Genomic DNA, 19,111 nt, shown 5'->3' with positions numbered 1-19,111 from the left:
TCCGGGGTGCACTCGACCAGAGTGCACCCATCGCGACCATCGCGACATGGAAAAGGCCAGCGCATAGCGCTGGCCTTTTTTCGTTGCCGGGCGCATTGCCCCATCCCAGGCGGCGCTGCTCAAGCACCTGCGGAGTGAGCCGATCGTCGCCAGATGCCGGTCAACCGCAACCTGCATGACATCACGCCGTGCGACTGCACCCCATACAAAGGGTATCTTTCATCGAAAAATAGGAAGGTGGAATGCTCGCCACCCAGGATTGCGCAACCATCGAATGGGAACCGGTGTTCACGGGCGTGAGCGCATAAATCATTGATTCCAATGGCGCGCCCGACAGGAATCGAACCTGTAACCGCCGGCTTAGAAGGCCGGTGCTCTATCCAGTTGAGCTACGGGCGCCCGAACCGGAACGGTGTCCAATCCGACGTGATGTGGGATTGGTCGGGGTAGAGGGATTCGAACCCCCGACATCCTGCTCCCAAAGCAGGCGCGCTACCAGACTGCGCTATACCCCGGTCTTGCAATCCCCTCGGGCCATGCCCGGGGAGCTGGTCATTGTCGCCAAGCGCATTGGGAACTGTCAACGCAGGATGCGTAGATCCGGCACCTGCCACAACGCCGAAAGCAGTCATCGGCTATGCTCACGCCCATCGGCCGGATGGCCGTCCTGACCCTCATTCGCACGGAGAACGCGTATGCGCAGCGGCAACCCGGCTCTTTCCGAGTCCACCTTCCTCGACCTCGCCAGTGGCTCGGTGGTGACCAGCCCCGACCAGGCCATGACCCTCAACGGCACCGTCAACAAGACCGGTTTCCTGCTGCTGTTGACCGTACTGACGGCCGCTTTCGCCTGGAACCAGACCATCGATGACTACGGCCAGGTCATGGCTGGAGCCAAGCTGTATGCCATGGGCGGCGCCATCGGCGGCCTGGTGCTGGCGCTGATCACCGTGTTCAAGAAGGAGTGGTCGCCGGTCACCGCACCGATGTACGCGCTGGTGGAAGGCCTGTTCCTGGGCGCCATCTCGGCCGTGTTCAACGCCAAGTTCCCGGGCATCGTGTTCCAGGCGGTGCTGCTGACCTTTGGCACCCTGTTCGCGCTGCTGTTCGCGTACCGCAGCGGCCTGATCAAGGCCACCGAGAACTTCAAGATGGGCGTGGTCGCCGCCACTGGCGGCATCGCCCTGCTCTACCTCGCCTCGTTCGTGCTGGGCTTCTTCAACATCGACGTGCCGGTGATCCACGACTCCGGCTGGCTGGGCATTGCTTTCAGCCTGTTCGTGGTGGTCGTGGCCGCGCTGAACCTGGTGCTGGATTTCGACTTCATCGAAACCGGTGTCGCCCAGCGTGCACCGAAGTACATGGAGTGGTATGGCGCATTCGGCCTGATGGTGACCCTGGTCTGGCTGTATGTTGAATTCCTGCGCCTGCTGTCGAAGATCCAGCAGCGCTGAGCCGAAACATGCCGTAGACGACAAAGGGCGCCCTTCGTGGCGCCCTTTTTCGTTCTTCTGACCCGTCCTGAATTGGGTTGACACCTTTTCCCTCTGGAAAAGGAATGTTCAATGAAATCAACAATCAGGCGCAGTCAGCGGGATTACTCGCTGGCCTTCAAGTTGTCCGTGGTCGATCAGGTCGAGCGTGGAGAACTGACCTATAAGAAGGCTCAGGAGCGATACGGTATCCAAGGTAGCAGCACGGTTCTGAAGTGGCTTCGCCGCCATGGTCGGCAAGATTGGTCAGGTGGTGCATCATCTGCCCCCATGACGACTTCTCCCAAAAGTGGACCGGCCACGCCGCTGACGCCGGAACAACAGATCAAGGCCCTGCAGGTCCAGTTGCGGGAGGCCAACGAGAAAGCACAGCTTTTCGAAGCCATCGTGGATGTCCTCAAAGAGGATTACGGGGTGCGCATCGTAAAAAAGCCTTCAGGCAAGTCCTCACGCAAGGGCGCCTCAAAGGCGTAAGCGTGGCAAGGGCTTGCCGCCATTTCGGCATCAGTCGACAGGCGTTCTATCAAGCGGGGTGCCGGCATCAACGACGACGCGCCAGCGAGACCAAAGCACTGGCGCTGGTGAGCGATTGCCGCGTGCGGCAGCCACGGATCGGGACGCGCAAGTTGCACCATTTGATCGGACCGAAGCTGCAGGCGGCGGGAATCACCATGGGGCGTGACCGGTTGTTTGACGTACTTCGGGAAGCGCGCCTGCTGGTACCGAAACGTCGGGCTTATCACAAGACTACCGACAGCCATCATCGCTTTCGCAGGCATCCGAATCTGCTCAAACCTGGCCAAGGATGCGTAATACCAACCGGTAGCGAGCAGGTGTGGGTGGCGGACATCACCTATCTGCCGACGCAGGGGAAGTTCGTGTATCTGAGCCTGGTCACCGATGCCTGGTCGCGCAAGATCGTGGGCTGGAGCGTGCATGAAACGCTACAGACAGAGCAGGTAGCTCAGGCGCTGGAGATGGCGCTGAAAGGGAGAAAGACACCGCAGAAGCTGATCCATCACTCTGATCGTGGAATCCAGTACTGCTCGGATTACTACCAGAAGATCCATGCGCGGCACGGCCTGACCTGCTCGATGACCGACGGCTACGACTGCTATCAGAACGCTCTGGCAGAGCGAGTCAACGGGATCCTCAAGTGCGAGTTCCTGCTTCATCGCCCACGGGACCTGGGGCAAGCCCGCCAGATGGTGGCTGAGGCCGTAGACATCTACAACGCTGAGCGCCCCCACCTGTCCCTTAAAATGCAGACGCCCGATGCGATGCATCGGGCGTCTTTGGCCGCCTGACGGCGGCCGGACCATCCACCCATCGGTGTCAACCTATGGCAGGACGAGTCATTCCCTCAGCGCGCCAGCAGTACCGGCAGCGACGACGCCAGCAACGCGATGCCTGACGCGGTCAGCAGGCCCAGCACGACCTGCCGGAAGCGTGCCTCGCTGATGCCGATGTAGACCCGCGCGCCCAGCAGGGTCGGCACCAGCATGGCCGGTGCCACGATGGCGAAGTACGGCAACATCTGCCGGCTCACCAGGCCGCTGCCGACATAGGTGGCCATTGTCACCGCCAGCATCGCCAGGTTGAAGTTCTGGATGACCGCGCGCTGCTCGTCCTTGCCGAAGCCTCGCAGGGTGCTCCACAACGTCGGCACCGGCCCGGCAAAGCCGCCGATGCCACTGAGCACGCCACCGGCCATGCCAGCAATCGCATCACCGATACGGCCGCCGACTCGGACCGGAGGCAACGAGCGCGCCATCAGCATCACCGGGCACCACAGCGCCAGGAAGCCACCCAGCAGCGCCTTGAACCAGTCCATGTCCAGCCGTGGCAGCACCGTCACGCCCAGCGGAATGCCGGCCAGCCCACCCAGCACGAACGGCAGCAGCAGGCGCAGGTTGAAACCGCGGCGCACGGTGAACACTGCGACCAGCTGCCCGACCAGCGCACCAAACACCGAAAGCGTCGCCGCCAGCCGCGGCTCCAGTCCCCACGCCCAGAACGACATCGCCACCATGCCGAAGGCGAAGCCGGACAGACCCTGCACGAATCCGGCGACGATCGCGCCCAGCGCGACCAGCAGATACACCGACTCCATCACCACCTCGGTTGCTGCCGCGCGACTACCCCGCCGCGCCCACCTGTGCAGCGTAGTGCGCCGCAAGGTGCTCGACCAGCGCACGCACCTTCGGCGCCAGCGCCCGCGCGTGCGGATACAGCGCGAAGTAGCGCCGCTGTCCGGCGTGCCAGGCGGGCAGCACACGGATCAGGCGGCCGGCACGCAGGTCCTCCTGCACGGTCAGCGCAGTGAACAGGCTGATGCCCATGCCAGCCAACGCAGCGGCATACAACGCTGGCGTCGCATCCACCCGCAGGCGCTGCCCCGACTCGATGCTCGCGGCGGCACCGCGTGGTCCCTGCAGCTGCCAGGGCGACATCGCCGCTGTGGGACTGAAACCCAGCAGCGTGTGCTGTGCGAGGTCCGAAGCCTGCCGGGGCAGACCGTGCCGCGCCAGATAGGCCGGTGCGGCGACCAGGATGCGTGGGCAGCTGGCCAGCTCGCGCGCGACCAGCTGGCTGTCCGGCAAGGAAGGCGCGATGCGCAGCGCCAGGTCGAAGCCGCCCCCGACCACATCAACCAGCTGGTCGTCGGCGGAAAGATCCAGCGTGACCTGTGGATAGCGCTGCAGGAACGACGGCAACCAATGCGGCAGCTCCTGGCTGGCGACCACCTGCGGCACGCTGATCCGCACGGTGCCGCTGGGCTGTGCCTGCCCTGCGCGTGCGCGGTCATCCGCCTCCTGCAGGCGATCCAGCAGCGCTGCCGCCTCGCGGTAGTAGTCGCGACCGGCTTCGGTCAGTGACAGCCGGCGGCTGTTGCGATCGAGCAGTCGAACCTGCAGATGTTCTTCCAGCTGCCGCAGTTGCCGTGACATCGCCGAATGGGTGGTACCCAGTCGTTCGGCGGCGGCGGTGAAACTGCCTGCATCGACGATGGCGCGCAGCGCACGCAGGGCGGCGAAATGGTCCATCGGCGGGCGGCTCCAGGTGGCGGGGCCCGCGGCGTGCGGGCCCCGTCAGCTTATCAAGCGCCGTCGCCGGCCTTGCGCACCGGCAGTGCCAGGATCGCGTCAGTCGCCATGACATCGCCGAAGGTGTCCTCAATCTGCGCCAGCGAGGCGTCATGCAGCGCGCGATGACCGATGCGCTGGCCTCCGGCAAGATCCAGATCACGGCTGGCAGTTGCATCGGACGACACGATGACGCGGTAGCCACGCGGTGCCGCTGCGGCATCGCGGGCGGCACCTGCCACGCAGGCATGGGTCTGCAGGCCGGTGACGATCAGGGTGTCGATGCCGGCATCCTTCAGCACCTGGTCGAGCACTGCGGCCGAGTCACCGGCGAACACGCTGACGTTGTCCTTCTGCACCACGGTCTCGCCCTTGCGCGGCTGCAGGTCGCGATGGAAGGCGGCATTGACGCTGCCTTGCGCGAACAGCGGCGCACCCGCCGGCAACACGTGCTGTACATGGATCACGCGGATGCCGTGGGCATCGGCGAACTCGACCATCCGCTTCGCCTGCCGCAGTGCGGCCACGCCATCGGGGATGACCATTCGGCCACCGGCGAAGCCCGGCGCAGCGCTGCCGTCGAAGTATTCGTTCTGGAAGTCGATCACCAGCACGGCGGTCTTCGCCGCATCCAGCGAAGCCACAACGGGTGCGCCAGCCATGTGGCGGATGGTGGGATGGGCCGGTTCGGCAGCGGTGACGGGGGTAACGGTGGCCATGCCGATCAGGCTGGCCAGACCAAAGGCGGTGAGGTTCATGTTCAAGCTCCTGTGCGGTGAAAAGTGGGCACATGATGCGGAGCGGACGGCGCACGAACCAGCCATGTAAAAGCACATGATCTGTGCGAATTTCGCACAGACAATCCCCTGTAGAGCCGCCCCATGGGTGGCTGCGGACCAAAGCCCCGCCATCCACGCATGGCGTGGATCTACCGAGCCGACCCACAACGCAACGAGGCGCCCGAAGGCGCCCCGCTGCGGTTCCGTCAAGGAACGCCGGCCGCTTACAGGCGGCTGGCGATGGCCTGGGCAAAGCTCATGGTGGTGCCGGTGCCGCCCAGGTCGCCGGTCAGCGAATCCTTGGCTTCCATGGTCGCCACGATGGCCTTGCGCAGGCGCTCGGCATTTTCCGGCTGGCCGACATGGTCCAGCATCTGCGCCGCTGCCAGCAGCAGCGCGCACGGATTGGCCTTGCCCTGGCCAGCGATGTCCGGCGCAGTGCCGTGCACGGCTTCGAAGATCGCCGCGTCCTTGCCGATGTTGGCACCCGGGGCCAGGCCCAGGCCGCCGACGAGGCCGGCGCACAGGTCGGAGATGATGTCGCCGAACAGGTTGGTGGTGACGATCACGTCGAACTGTTCCGGACGCATCACCAGCTGCATGCAGCAGTTGTCGACGATCATTTCCTGGAATTCGATGTCCGGGTACTGCGCAGCCACTTCACGGGCGACATTCAGGAACAGGCCCGAGGTCGACTTGATGATGTTGGCCTTGTGTACGGCGGTGACCTTCTTGCGGCCGGTGCTCTTGGCCAGCTCGAAGGCGTAGCGCACGATGCGCTCGGAGCCCTTGCGGGTGATGCGGGTGCCGGAGAAGGCGGTCTCGCCGTCGGCCGACACTTCCTGGCCTTCGGCCAGGTAGGCGCCTTCGGTGTTCTCACGCACGGTGATCAGGTCGACGTTGTCGAAACGCGACTTGGTGTTCGGGAAGGTGTGGGCCGGACGCACATTGGCGTACAGGTCGAAGTGACGGCGCAGGCTGACGTTGATCGAGGTGAAGCCACCACCGACCGGGGTGGTCAGCGGGCTCTTCAGCGCGACCTTGTTGCGCGCGATCGATTCCAGGGTCACCGCCGGCATCAGGTCGCCGTGCTTTTCCAGGGCCACCAGGCCGGCGTCGGCGTCTTCGTACTCCAGGCCAGTCTTGAGCTGGTCGAGTACGAACAGGGTGGCGTCCATGATTTCCGGGCCAATGCCGTCGCCGCGGATGACCGTAATTTTCTGCGTCATTGATCGATGTTCCGAACAGGGGGAAAAACGCCGTCCGGACGTGCCCGGAAACGCCGGCGCAAAGGAAGTTTCACCGGCAATTATGCCTGAGCCGGGGCCGAGGTCCCAAATAGACCATGGTCCCAGTGCCCGGCTCAGGCAGAATTGCCCGCGCACCCCACCTTATCCCCGCGCCTGTCGGCGCGCCCCCTTGAACAACAAGGGGGCTGCTGGGCTGTGGGATCACGGGGAAGGCGCCCCGCACGTCCGGTAGTGCCGGCCGCTGGCCGGCAACCTCGGCCATGTGGGGTTCACGGGATGCCGGCCAGCGGCCGGCACTACCGGGAGGGCCACAGGGCCCGGTTCCCGGCGCCCGTCAGGTTCAGTGCGCGTGCGCTTCCGGGGCGGCGGCGCCGCCTTCGAGCTGGTCGAGGAAGTCGACCGCGCGGCGCAGGTGCGGGATCACGATGGAACCGCCCACCACCAGGCCGACCGAGAAGGTCTCGAAGAACTCTTCTCGGGTCACCCCGGCGTCCTTGCACTGGGCCACGTGATAGCTGATGCAGTCGTCGCAGCGCAGCACCATCGAGGCCACCAGGCCCAGCAGTTCCTTGGTCTTCACGTCCAGCGCGCCGGCCTGGTAGGTCTGCGTGTCCAGCGCGAAGAAGCGGCGCACCACCTGGTTCGGCTCGCCCAGGATCCGCTCGTTCATGCGCTTGCGGAAGTCGGTGAACTCGGCGATGCGGTCCTTGCTGCCGTCGTCGGCCGCGCTCATGCCTGGCCCTGCCCGGCCAGCAGCGGCTCGAGCTTGCCTTCACGGTGCAGGGCCATCATGTCGTCGTAGCCGCCTACGTGGACGTCGCCGACGAAGATCTGCGGCACGCTGGTACGGCGGGTCAGTGCCATCATCTTCTCGCGCTCGACCGGGTCCAGGTCGATGCGGACCTCGGTCCACTGCTGTCCCTTGCTCTTCAGGAAGTTCTTGGCGGCCACGCAGTACGGGCAGACGGCGGTGGAATAGATGGTGATGGCGGGGGCACCGCCGGCGGTCTGGGCTGTCACGGGAAACTCCACGATGGATCGACGGTCTACATATGGTACCGGTGCGCTGGAATTTCCACGCCACGGCCGCAACACTGTGGATTAACGAATGGTTGCCCCCCACCCTGCCACGCTTGGCGCGCCCTGCCCGAGGACCCACTGCTTGCGAGCCCTGCTGCTGACTACCGCCGTCACCCTGGCCCTGGCCATGCCGCTCGCCCAGGCCCAGGAGAAGCTGCCCGACATCGGCTCCTCGGCCGGCGAGCTGCTGACCCCGGCCCGCCAGGCCGAGTACGGCGCGATGATGCTGCGCGAGCTGCGCAACTACGGCTACCTGCTGGATGACCCGCTGGTCAACGACTGGCTGCAGACCATGGGTACCCGGCTCGGCTCCAACAGCGACCAGCCTCGCCAGCCCTACACGTTCTTCGTGATGAAGGACCGCCAGATCAACGCCTTCGCCACGCTGGGCGGCTACATCGGGGTCAATGCTGGCCTGGTGCTGACCGCCGAGCGCGAGGACGAGGTCGCGGCGGTGCTGTCGCACGAAATCGCCCACGTCACCCAGCAGCACGTGCTGCGCGGGGTCGAGCGTGCCCAGCGCGACCAGATCCCGATCCTGCTCGGCATGCTGGCGGCGGTGGTGGCCGCACAGGCCAGCAACAGCACGTCGTCCGGCAACGCGACCATGGCCGCGATCAGCTCGGGCATGGGCCTGATGCAGCAGCGCCAGATCAACTACACCCGCTCCAACGAGTCCGAGGCCGATCGCCTCGGCATCCGCACCCTGTCGCGCAGCGGTTACGACGTGGACGCCATGGCCGGCTTCTTCGAGCGGATGGCATCGGCGATGCGCGGCAACGAGGGTGGCTACAGCGTGCCCGAGTTCCTGCGCACCCATCCGGTCAACATCACCCGCATCAGCGAGGCCAAGGCCCGCGCCGACCAGATGAAGAAGGACACGGTGCTGCTGACCACCAGCACCCCCAGCGGCGAGCGCAGGGAGCGCGTGGACCCGGCCGATCCCAGCCTGGCCGAACCCCTGTTGCGCGGAACCAACCCGCTGCTGCCCAGCAGCGTGCTGCGCATCCCGATGGGCCAGCTCAGCCGCGGCGCCAGTGGCGACTTCGACTGGGCCCGCGAGCGCCTGCGCGTGCTCAGCGCGGATTCCACCCCCGAGCTGGAACGCGAGTATGCCGATCTGGCCAAGCGTCAGAAGGACGGCCTCAACGATGCCCAGCGCTATGGCCAGGCGCTGGCGGTGATGCGCAGCGGTCGCGCCGGCGCCACCCAGGCCCGGCAGACCCTGGCAGGCCTGCTGCAGACCCGCCCGGACAACCTGTGGCTGGCTCTGGGGCTGGGCGAGGCCGAATCGCGTGCAGGCCAGACCGCCCAGGCCAACAGCCGCTTCGAGCAGTTGCTACGTCAGCACCCCAACAGCCGTCCGGTGGCGCTGACCTATGCCGAGATCCTGAACGAACAGGGCAGCCGCGAGGCGGGCCAACGCGCGCAGGCCATGCTGCGGCCCCTGCTGTCACAAAGCGGTAACGATCCGGTCTTCCAGCAGCGGTACGCCCGCGCCAGCGAGTTGGCCGGCGACAGCGTGCGTGCCAGCGAGGCCTACGCCGAGGCGGCCTTCCTCAGCGGCCGGCCGGAACAGTCGCTGATGCAGCTGCAGGCGCTCAAGCGCAATCCGGCGCTGGACTACGTAGGCCGGGCACGGGTGGATGCGCGCATCGAGGCGATCACCCCCACCGTGCTGGAGCTGCGCCGGCAGGGCGTGCAGGACCCGGACCTGGACCGCCGCTGAGCGCTGCATGACCGGCCGATGGCAATCCCGACCGGTTCCGGCCAGGTAGTCACAAACATGTCATCAAACCGTAGTCTACTGGCACCACTCCAGTAATCGAGCCCTACGGTGTCCTCGTGCAGAAACGCATCCTGATCGTCGATGACGAGCCCGCGATCCGTGAAATGGTCGCCTTCGCCCTGCGCAAGGGCGATTACGAACCGGTCCACGCCGGCGACGCCCGTGAGGCCCAGACCGCCATCGCCGACCGCGTCCCCGACCTGATCCTGCTGGACTGGATGCTGCCCGGCACCAGCGGCCTGGACCTGGCCCGCCGCTGGCGCAAGGAAACCCTGACCCGCGAAGTGCCGATCATCATGCTGACCGCCCGCGGCGAAGAAAACGACCGCGTGGGTGGCCTTGAAGCCGGCGTCGACGACTATGTGGTCAAACCGTTCTCGGCGCGCGAACTGCTGGCCCGCATCCGTGCGGTGATGCGCCGCGCCCGCGAGGACGACGAGGACGGCAGCGTGGCGGTCGGCCCGATCCGAATCGACGGCGCCGCCCATCGCGTGTTCGCCAACGACCAGCCGGTGCCGATCGGCCCGACCGAATACCGCCTGCTGCACTTCTTCATGACCCACCCGGAGCGCGTCTATACCCGCGCCCAGCTGCTGGACCATGTGTGGGGCGGCAGCGTCTACGTGGAGGAGCGCACCATCGACGTGCACATCCGCCGCCTGCGCAAGACGCTGGAACCGTTCAACGCCGAAAACATGGTGCAGACCGTGCGCGGCGCCGGCTACCGCTTCTCCACTGCTACCTGAGTCTCGTCGTGCCGGCGCCACGCACCTGCGGGTGCCGGCGCCGGCAACTCTGCTATAACCCTCGGTTCACCCCAGTGAACCGCCGCACCTCAACGACGAGATCGCAATGCCCCGCCACATCCGCTCTGCCTGGTTGAAGACCCTGGCCACCGTTGCCGCGGTACTGCTGTTCGCCGGACTGGTGGGGTGGTTCACGGGCCATCTGTGGTTGTGCATCGCGTTGGGCGCGCTGGCCACGCTGGCATGGCATTACTGGCGCCTGCGCAGCGTGCTGCGGCGCCTGACCGCGCGCCAGCGCTGGGATACCGCCGAAGAAGGCACCGGCGTCTGGAACGAGCTGGACCGCCTGCTGTACCGCAACCAGGTGGAAATGCGCGTGCGTAAGCGCCGCCTGCTGGACATGCTGCGCAGCTATCGCGCTGCGGCCGCCGCACTTCCCGATGCGGTGGTGGTGCTGGACCGCAACAGCCAGCGCGTGCAGTGGTTCAACGAAGCGGCCACCGCCCTGCTCGGCCTGCATCACCCCGGCGACCTCGGCGAAGCCCTGGTCGAACGCCTGCAGCCGATGCCGCTGGCGCACTGGCTGGCCGGCGGCCGCAATGCCGAGCCGATCCTCGACGTGCCTTCGCCGGTCGATCCGGCGATCCGCCTGAACCTGCGCCTGATTCCCTATTCGTCGGATTACTGGCTGCTGATCGCCCGCGACGTCAGCAAGCTGCTGCGCCTGGAACAGGTGCGCCGCGATTTCGTGGCCAACGTTTCACACGAACTGCGCACGCCGCTCACCGTGGTGCACGGCTATCTGGACATGATGGACCCGGAGGATTTCCCGGGAACCGGACCGATGCTGGAAGAAATGCGCAAGCAGAGCCAGCGCATGGCCCAGCTGGTGGAAGACCTGCTGACCCTGTCGCGCCTCGAATCGCAGGAACACAGCGAGGAAGAGACCGTGGCCATGCAGCCGATGCTGGCGACGCTGCGCCGCGAAGCCGAAGCGCACAGCCAGGGCCGCCACCAGATCAGCATCGACGACCTGGCCGGCGTCGACCTGCAGGGTTCCACCAAGGAGCTGCATAGCGCCTTCTCCAACCTGGTCACCAATGCGGTGCGCTATACGCCAGCCGGTGGCCGCATCGCCGTGGAGTTCCGCCGCGAAGGCGATGGTGCCGTGCTGGCGGTGCGCGATTCCGGCTATGGCATCCCGGCCTCCCACCTGCCGCGCCTGACCGAACGTTTCTACCGTGTCTCCAGCAGCCGCTCCCGCGAAAGCGGCGGTACCGGCCTGGGCCTGTCCATCGTCAAGCACATCCTCGGCCTGCACCACGCACGGCTGGAGATTGAAAGCGAGGTCGGCAAGGGCTCGGTGTTCTCCTGCCATTTCGATGCCGACCACGTGCGCCCGCGCGAGTCCGCCCCCCTGACCTCCATCGAAGAATGACTCCATGAGCAGCCTCGGATCCCTCCCCCTCCCCGTGAGCCCGGACAACGATCCGTTGCGCGACCCGGCGCTGTACATCAACCGCGAGCTGTCGCAGCTGGATTTCAACTTCCGCGTGCTGGCCCAGGCGATGGACCCGCAGGTGCCGCTGCTGGAGCGCCTGCGCTTCATGTGCATCTCCTGCACCAACCTCGACGAGTTCTTCGAGATCCGCGCCGCTGCCGTACGCCACGCACAGGAATTCGGCCTGCCGCCGGCGCCGGACGGGATGAGCCCGCAGGCCATCCTCAACGCCATCCATGACCGCGCCGCGGAACTGGTGGACCAGCAGTACCGCTGCTGGAACGAGACGCTGCGCCCGGCGCTGATGGAGGCCGGCATCGGCGTGCTCGGCCGCCATTCCTGGACCGATCGCCAGAAGCGCTGGCTGCGTGCGTACTTCCGCAACGAGATCATGCCGGTGCTGTCGCCGCTGGGCCTGGACCCGGTGCACCCGTTCCCGAAGATCCTCAACAAGTCGCTGAACATCGTGGTGGTGCTGAAGGGCACCGACGCGTTCGGCCGCGCCGGCCACCTGGCCATCGTGCGTGCGCCACGCTCGCTGCCGCGCATCATCCAGCTGCCGGAGAAGCTCGGCGGGTCGCAGAATTTCGTGTTCCTGTCCTCGGTGCTGTCCACCTTCGTCGATGAGCTGTTCCCGGGCATGGAAGTCCAGGGGGCCTACCAGTTCCGCGTCACCCGCAACTCCGAGCTGGTGGTGGACGAGGAGGAGGTGGAGAACCTGGCGCTGGCACTGCGCGACGAACTGGTCGATCGCGGCTACCGGCCGGCGGTGCGGCTGGAAATCGCGCAGGACATGCCGCGCGAGATCGTGCGCACCCTGCTGCAGAACTTCGGCCTGACCGAGAACGCGGTGTACCGCATCGACGGCCCGGTCAACCTCAACCGCATCATCCAGTTGTACGACCTGATCGCACAGCCGGACCTGAAGTACCCGCCAATGACCCCGCGCACGCTGCGCGACAGCGACGGCATCTTCGAGACCGCGGCGCGCCAGGACCTGCTGCTGCACCACCCGTTCGATGCTTTCACCGCGGTGCTGGACCTGATCCGGCAGGCGGCGATCGACCCCAACGTGCTGGCGATCAAGCAGACCCTGTACCGCACCGGCAAGGATTCGCTGATTGTCGATGCGCTGATCCAGGCTGCGCGCAACGGCAAGGACGTGACCGTGGTCGTTGAACTGCGCGCACGCTTCGACGAAGAGGCAAACCTGGGCCTGGCCGATCGCCTGCAGGAAGCCGGCGTGCAGGTGGTGTACGGCGTGGTCGGCTACAAGACCCACGCCAAGATGCTGCTGATCGTGCGCCGCGAGGGCCGCAAGCTGCGCCGCTATGTACACCTGGGCACAGGCAACTACCACAGCGGCACCGCCCGCGCGTACACCGACATCAGCCTGATCACCGCCGATGCGGACATCGGTAACGACGTGCACCTGCTGTTCCAGCAGCTGTCCGGGCTGGCCTCGAAGATGAAGCTCAAGCGCCTGCTGCAGTCGCCCTTCACCCTGCACACCGGCATCCTCGGCCGCATCGAGCGCGAAACGCGCATCGCCGCCGCCGGTCGCCCGGCGCGGATCATCGCCAAGATGAACGCCCTGAACGAACCGCAGGTGGTGCGCGCGCTGTACGCCGCCTCGCAGGCCGGCGTGCAGATCGACCTGATCATCCGCGGCGCCTGCACTCTGCGCCCGGGCGTGCCGGGCATCTCGGACAACATCCGCGTGCGCTCGATCGTCGGCCGCTTCCTGGAGCACAGCCGCGTCTACTGGTTCGGCAACGACGGCGCACCGGAGATGTACTGCGCCAGCGCCGACTGGCTGGAGCGCAACCTGCTGCGCCGGGTCGAGACCTGCTTCCCGATCCTCGATCCGGAGCTGGCCAAGCGGGTCTACCGCGAGGTCCTGCAGAACTACCTGGACGACAACCTCAACGCCTGGGAACTGGATGCCGACGGCATCTACCACAAGCGTGCGCCCGCCCACGACGAGGCACCGCATTCTGCGCAGATGGCACTGATGCAGGGTCTGTAACCCGGTGTGTCGACCAAGGTCGACACCTACCAGGAGCGGTAGGCACCGATTTTGGTCGGGATTGGATCAGTGCCGACCAACGGTCGGCACCCACCATCAGATCGCAGAAATCTGTCGAAGGCGGGGTGGGTCCGGTGGCAGGGGTGTGAGCCGCATGGATGCGGCGACCAAGCCCCATGGACGGGTTCACGGCGTCCCCTGCCATCGGACCCGCCCCGCCATCCCACGGATAGCCCGCTGTTGCTGTTGCTGTTGCTGTTGCTGTTGCTCTGGCCTCTGCGGGTGCAGGGCGCAGCCCTGCCGCACTCCCCTCTTCCAAAATGTGAAGGTCGCGCGGTGACGAGCACACCGCCCCTTCGGCTAACATTCGTCCATGCCGCACACCACCACGACTCCGCCCGCATTGCAGGATGGCGACCTGCTGGCCGCCATCGACCTTGGCTCCAATAGTTTCCACATGGTCATCGCGCGCTACACGCTCGGCCAGCTGCGGGTGATCGACCGCCTGCGCGAGACGGTGCGCATGGCCGATGGGCTGGATGGCAAGGGTGGGCTCTCCTCCGCTGCCCGGCAGCGCGCGCTGGAATGCCTGGCCCGCTTCGGCCAGCGCATCCGCAATGTACCGCCGCACCGGGTGCGCGCACTGGCCACCAACACCGTGCGCCAGCTGCGTTCACCGCAGTCGTTCCTGGTTCCCGCCGAAACCGCGCTCGGGCACGCCATCGAAGTGGTCAGCGGCCGCGAAGAAGCGCGCCTGATCTACCTGGGCGTGGCCCATGCACAACCGCCCAAGCCCGGCCAGCGCCGGCTGGTCATCGACATCGGCGGCGGCTCCACCGAGTTCATCATCGGCATGGGCATGCAGACCCTGGAGCGCGAAAGCCTGCAGGCCGGCTGCATTGCCAGCACCCGGCGTTTCTTCCCCGGCGGCAAGCTGAGCAAGAAGCGCTGGAAGGACGCGCTGGCCGAGATCGGTCGCGAGTTCCAGCCCTTCGCCAGCAAGTACCGCGCGCTGGGCTGGCAGGAAGCGCTGGGTTCTTCGGGCACGCACAAGGCGATCAGCGAGATCTGCGCGACGATGAAGCTGAGCAAGGGCGCGATTACCGCCGAGGCCCTGCCGCAACTGCGCGACGAACTGCTGAAGGCCAAGAAGATCGACGACATCCAGTTGCCGGGACTGTCCAGCGACCGCCGCCCGATCATTGCCGGCGGCATCCTGGTGCTGGAGGCCGCCTTCCAGGCACTGGGCCTGCAGAAGCTGCTGGTCAGCAAGGCCGCGATGCGCGAAGGCATCCTCTACGACATCGTCGGCCGCGCTGGCGAGAACGACCTGCGCGATGAATCGGTGTCCGCGCTCAGCCAGCGCTACGGCATCGATACCGTGCAGGCCGACCGTGTGCAGGACACCGCGCTGTCACTGCTGGAACAGGTGCAGGAACGCTGGCGGCTCGATGCCGACGACGCGCGCATGCTCGGCTGGGCCGCGCGCCTGCACGAGCTGGGTCTGATGATCGCGCACAGCGGCTACCACGTGCATGGCAGCTACGTGCTGGAACACTCGGATATCGCCGGCTTCTCGCGGCAGGAACAGCAGATGCTGGCCGCGCTGGTGCGCAGCCATCGCCGCAGCGTGACCAAGACCGCCTTCGACGCCCTGCCCGAGCGCCTGCTGCTGACCGCTCGCCGGCTGGCCGCCCTGCTGCGCCTGGCGGTGCTGCTCAATCGTGCCCATGAGGACGATCCACTGCCGGCGTTGGAACTGACCGCCGACGACAACCGCCTGTCGTTGATCGTGCCGCAGGCCTTCATTGATGCCCGGCCACTGCTGCGCGCCGATCTGATCGGCGAGACCGACGGCATCGCCGGGCTGGGCATCCAGTTCCGGCCCTTCGTAGCCTGAGGCTCACGCTTTCCCGCGAGGGGAAAAAGGTCACACACCGTTACGGTTCGCGCATGCGCCCCCGGTTGACCTGCTGCGACGCAGCAGATCAAGTCGGCGGAGCGCATTCAGCGTTACAGCTAAGCGACTGCTTTTGTTGAGCTTTCGTGAAATCTGACGATGAAGCCTGGTACAAATCGACACGACCTCTTTACAGAGCATTAACCAACGAGACTACTATCGGGTCATCGGTCCGCTTGTGGGCGGCCGATTTCTTCGACGCCCCTTTTGGCGTCCCTGCACGACCTGAGAGAGAGAGAGCTCGTCATGACTTCACGTACCACCCCCCTGGGGCAGGCCATCCGCTACGCCCTGGCAACCACTGCGACGCTGGCCGCCCTGCCTGCGTTCGCCCAGAGTGGCAGCACCGCCGCGCCGACCACCCTGGATCGCATCGAGATCACTGGCTCGCGCATCCGCCAGGTGGACGTGGAGACCGCTCAGCCGGTCCTGGCACTGAGCCGGTTGGACATCGAGCGCCAGGGCTTCAGCTCGGTGGCCGACATCCTGCAGAACGTGACCGCCATGGGCAGCCCGGCGATCAGCCGTGCAAACGCACTGAGCTCGGGCGAAAACACCGGCGGCACCTACATCGACATGCGCAACCTGGGCGCGCAGCGCACCCTGGTGCTGGTCAACGGCAAGCGCCTGGGCATCAGTACCTCTGGCCTGCAGGACGTGTCCTCGCTGCCGGTGTCGGCGGTGGAGCGCATCGAAGTGCTGAAGGATGGCGCGTCGGCCATCTACGGTTCCGATGCGATGGCCGGCGTGGTCAACATCATCACCCGTTCCAACGTCAACGGTGTGACCGCCAACGTCTACCACGGCCAGTACAGCGAAGGTGACGGCGCGCGCGATCGCTTCGACGTGGTGGGTGGCTGGAGCAATGACCGCGTGTCGCTGACCCTGGCACTGGAACACTCCGAAGAAAAGAGCGTCTGGGCCAAGGACCGCTGGTTCAGCAAGTACGGCGTGAGCGACCGCCACCCGAACGATGCCTCCAACTGGACCACGCTGAGCCAGTGGGGCCAGGTCACCGGCCTGAAGGGCGGCCCGGGCTGCACCAACACCAAGGACGGCTGCGGCTACTCGCTCAACCGTGGTGCTGACCCGACCAACCCGGCCAACTACCACCTGACCGATGCGACCCCGTTCACCGGCGACGTCAGCAACGCCAACGAACAGATGCACGTCATGTATCCGCTCAAGCGTGATTCGGTGTACTTCGACGGTCGCTTCAAGATCACCGACCAGGTCAACCTGCGCACCGAATTCGGCTACAACAAGCGTTCGGCCGAGCGCCAGATTGCAGGCTACCCCCTGCAGTCCAGCTCGGTGTCCATCTCGGGCGACCCGACCGCCACCGGCCTGATGTCCAAGGACAGCTACTTCAATCCGTTCGGCAACCAGCACGGCTATGCCAAGCCAACCGACGTGGCCTGGAACCGCCGCACCTGGGAAATCCCGCGTGTGAGCACCAGCGAACTGAAGACCTACCGTGCGGTAGTGTCGCTGGATGGCAGCTTCGAGATCGGCCAGCGCTACTTCGACTGGGACGTGGGCTACCAGTACAACCGCAACGAGCTGACCGCTACCGCCACCGGCAACCTGCACAAGAAGCGCGTGCGTGACGCCGTGGGTCCGTCGTTCCTGGATCCGGCCACCGGCAAGGTGATGTGTGGCCGTCCGGGCGCGGTGATCAGCGGCTGCACGCCGTGGAACCCGCTGGTGCCCTACGGCAAGAACGATCCGAACGGACTGACCGGCAATGAAGAACTGATGGCCTGGCTGTTCCCGGCGGAGCACACCACCGGCCGGACCACCACCAAGAACGCGTTCGCCAACCTGTCCGGCAGCATCATGACCCTGCCGGCCGGCGACCTCGGCTTCGCTTTCGGCGTGGAAAGCCGCAAGGAAGATGGCCGCTACACCCCCGATGCCCTGGCCCAGACCGGCGCTACCACCAACCTGGCCGCAGGCCCGACCGGTGGCAGCTACAACGTGAAGGAAGCCTACCTGGAGCTCAGCGTGCCGGTGCTGGCCGACCTGCCCGGTGCGCGTGAGCTGAGCTTCAGTGCCGCCACCCGCTACTCCAAGTACAACACCTTCGGCAACACGCTCAACAGCAAGTTCGGCTTCAAGTGGAAGCCGATCGACCAGCTGCTGGTCCGTGGTACCTGGGCCGAAGGATTCCGCGCACCGACCATCAACGATCTGTACGGTGGCGGTTCGGAAACCTTCGCGCAGTTCAGCGACCCGTGCGACACCGTATTCGGCTCGGCCAAGGGCAGTGCTGAAGTCCGCGCGCGCTGCGCACGTGACATCGCCGATGCTGCCAACTTCCGCCAGCTGAAGCAGGGCAACGCCCCGGTGACCACGGCACAGGATGCAACCCCGACGCCGTTCGTGTCCGGTTCGAACCCGCTGCTGGTTCCGGAAACCTCGACCAGCAAGACGCTGGGCCTGGTGTGGAGCCCGACCTTCCTCAGCAACCTCAACGTGGCGCTGGACTGGTGGAAGATCCGCATCGACAACACCATCGTCGGTGACAGCCCGAACCAGATCCTGAAGGACTGCTACGAGCAGGGCATCGAATCGCGCTGCAGCCGCTTCACCCGCGACCCGTCCAACGGCATCGTCACCGGCCTGAAGTTCGGCAACCGCAATGCCGGTTTCGCGGAGACCGAAGGTTATGACCTGGATGTCAGCTATCGCGTCGACACCAGCTACGGCAAGCTGAGCGCAGGCTGGACCAGCACCTATGTGAGCAAGAACGTCTACCGCTCCACCAACGATGTCCGTGATGCGATCACGCCGATCAACGGCGTTGCCAACACCATCGGCACCGCCACCAGCCTTGCGTTCCGCGTGCGCTCGAACCTGGTGCTGGGCTGGGATGTGGGTGACTTCGGCGTCAGCTGGACGGCACGCTACTACTCCGGTGTGAAGGAGCGCTGCCTCAACGCCTCGCGTTATGCGGACGAATGCTCCGATCCGACCTTCCTGGCTCCGTGGCTGAAGTCGCCGACCGCGTACAACGAGCGCGGTGCGGTGACCTTCCACGACGTGCAGTTCCGCTACAACCTGCCGTGGGATGCCACCGTTTCGGTGGGCGCGAACAATGTGTTCGGCAAGGAAGCGCCGGTGATGTACAGCAAGCCGAACTCGTCGTTCTCCTACTACGGTGGCTACGACATCGGTCGTTTCATGTACATGAAGTACCAGCAGCGCTTCTGATCCATCCGCGCTGTTGAAGCTCGACGACCACGGCCCTTCGGGGCCGTGGTTTTTTTCTGCCTCCGCGCAGACTGTCGCTTTCCACATTGACCGTGATGCGTTCAATCAGGGACACGGTCCTCTGCGCTGCGTCCGCCGCGATGCCACAGGTTGGAGCAATCGATTGATTTGCTTCCGCTTTG

The 19,111-nt window shown here is 65.8% G+C and carries 14 protein-coding genes and 2 tRNA genes; 8 read left to right on the top strand and 8 right to left on the bottom strand.

Translation table 11 applies throughout. From position 1 onward, the window contains the following. Positions 1 to 322: 322 nt before the first annotated feature. Together ACMZ91_RS19275 and ACMZ91_RS19270 are read right to left on the bottom strand one after the other, a co-directional pair. Positions 323 to 399 (bottom strand) — tRNA-Arg (locus tag ACMZ91_RS19275). A gap of 39 nt (positions 400 to 438) precedes the next feature. Next, positions 439 to 515 (bottom strand) — tRNA-Pro (locus tag ACMZ91_RS19270). Between the two features lie 180 nt (positions 516 to 695). Here ACMZ91_RS19270 and ACMZ91_RS19265 point away from each other — a divergent pair. Beyond that, positions 696 to 1,454, top strand: coding sequence for a Bax inhibitor-1/YccA family protein (locus ACMZ91_RS19265; protein WP_049461430.1), 759 nt, complete (start codon positions 696 to 698; stop codon positions 1,452 to 1,454). Positions 1,455 to 1,565: 111 nt separating this feature from the next. Beyond that, positions 1,566 to 2,800, top strand: a protein-coding gene (locus tag ACMZ91_RS19260) for an IS3 family transposase (protein ID WP_223224739.1) whose coding sequence is annotated in 2 segments (ribosomal slippage) — positions 1,566 to 1,917 and positions 1,917 to 2,800 — 1,236 coding nt in all. Because the reading frame shifts where the segments join, the coding sequence is not laid out codon by codon here. Between the two features lie 56 nt (positions 2,801 to 2,856). Here the strand turns inward: ACMZ91_RS19260 and ACMZ91_RS19255 are convergent. The 6 genes from ACMZ91_RS19255 to grxC all read right to left on the bottom strand — a co-directional run bounded on the left by ACMZ91_RS19255 (position 2,857) and on the right by grxC (position 7,628). After that, positions 2,857 to 3,606, bottom strand: a complete 750-nt coding sequence (locus ACMZ91_RS19255; RefSeq protein WP_032129085.1) for a sulfite exporter TauE/SafE family protein — start codon at positions 3,604 to 3,606, stop codon at positions 2,857 to 2,859. A gap of 25 nt (positions 3,607 to 3,631) precedes the next feature. Beyond that, positions 3,632 to 4,540, bottom strand: a complete 909-nt coding sequence (locus ACMZ91_RS19250) for a LysR family transcriptional regulator (protein ID WP_049462836.1) — start codon at positions 4,538 to 4,540, stop codon at positions 3,632 to 3,634. Positions 4,541 to 4,593: 53 nt separating this feature from the next. Beyond that, positions 4,594 to 5,337: a cysteine hydrolase family protein gene (locus ACMZ91_RS19245; RefSeq protein WP_049462835.1), complete on the bottom strand. Its 744-nt coding sequence runs from the start codon at positions 5,335 to 5,337 to the stop codon at positions 4,594 to 4,596. 245 nt (positions 5,338 to 5,582) lie between these two features. After that, the gene (locus ACMZ91_RS19240; protein ID WP_032129081.1) at positions 5,583 to 6,587 is read right to left on the bottom strand and encodes an isocitrate dehydrogenase; all 1,005 of its coding nucleotides are present in this window, start codon (positions 6,585 to 6,587) and stop codon (positions 5,583 to 5,585) included. Between the two features lie 361 nt (positions 6,588 to 6,948). Then, the gene (locus ACMZ91_RS19235) at positions 6,949 to 7,341 is read right to left on the bottom strand and encodes a carboxymuconolactone decarboxylase family protein (protein WP_004146041.1); all 393 of its coding nucleotides are present in this window, start codon (positions 7,339 to 7,341) and stop codon (positions 6,949 to 6,951) included. Further along, positions 7,338 to 7,628, bottom strand: a complete 291-nt coding sequence (grxC, locus tag ACMZ91_RS19230) for a glutaredoxin 3 (RefSeq protein WP_049400919.1) — start codon at positions 7,626 to 7,628, stop codon at positions 7,338 to 7,340. Before grxC ends, ACMZ91_RS19235 begins: the two co-directional genes overlap by 4 nt. Before the next feature lie 142 nt (positions 7,629 to 7,770). On the opposite strand from grxC, the gene ACMZ91_RS19225 reads away from it, so the two are divergent. From ACMZ91_RS19225 to ACMZ91_RS19200, 6 genes are all read left to right on the top strand, one after another. Continuing rightward, positions 7,771 to 9,417 carry a M48 family metalloprotease gene (locus ACMZ91_RS19225; protein WP_032129079.1) on the top strand — a complete coding sequence of 549 codons (1,647 nt, stop codon included), beginning with the start codon at positions 7,771 to 7,773 and terminating at the stop codon, positions 9,415 to 9,417. 116 nt (positions 9,418 to 9,533) lie between these two features. After that, entirely contained in the window at positions 9,534 to 10,223 is a 690-nt protein-coding gene (gene phoB, locus ACMZ91_RS19220) for a phosphate regulon transcriptional regulator PhoB (RefSeq protein WP_005408258.1), read from the top strand. Positions 10,224 to 10,329: 106 nt separating this feature from the next. After that, positions 10,330 to 11,661 (top strand): phosphate regulon sensor histidine kinase PhoR, encoded by a 1,332-nt coding sequence (gene phoR, locus ACMZ91_RS19215; protein WP_032129078.1) that lies wholly within the window; start codon positions 10,330 to 10,332, stop codon positions 11,659 to 11,661. A gap of 4 nt (positions 11,662 to 11,665) precedes the next feature. Beyond that, a complete protein-coding gene (gene ppk1, locus ACMZ91_RS19210; protein WP_049462834.1) occupies positions 11,666 to 13,753 on the top strand; it encodes a polyphosphate kinase 1 in 2,088 nt (695 codons plus the stop codon). 373 nt (positions 13,754 to 14,126) lie between these two features. Continuing rightward, positions 14,127 to 15,653: an exopolyphosphatase gene (ppx, locus tag ACMZ91_RS19205; RefSeq protein WP_010483920.1), complete on the top strand. Its 1,527-nt coding sequence runs from the start codon at positions 14,127 to 14,129 to the stop codon at positions 15,651 to 15,653. A 306-nt stretch (positions 15,654 to 15,959) separates the two neighbouring features. Next, complete coding sequence (locus ACMZ91_RS19200) at positions 15,960 to 18,929, top strand: TonB-dependent receptor domain-containing protein (RefSeq protein ID WP_049400921.1); 2,970 nt, start codon at positions 15,960 to 15,962, stop codon at positions 18,927 to 18,929. The last annotated feature ends 182 nt before the right edge of the window (positions 18,930 to 19,111 follow it).

Source organism: Stenotrophomonas sp. FR024 (assembly GCF_047500745.2).
Taxonomy (GTDB): Bacteria; Pseudomonadota; Gammaproteobacteria; order Xanthomonadales; family Xanthomonadaceae; genus Stenotrophomonas; species Stenotrophomonas maltophilia_A.
Note: the sequence above shows the minus strand (reverse complement) of the source record. Positions and strands in the feature narration are given on the sequence as shown.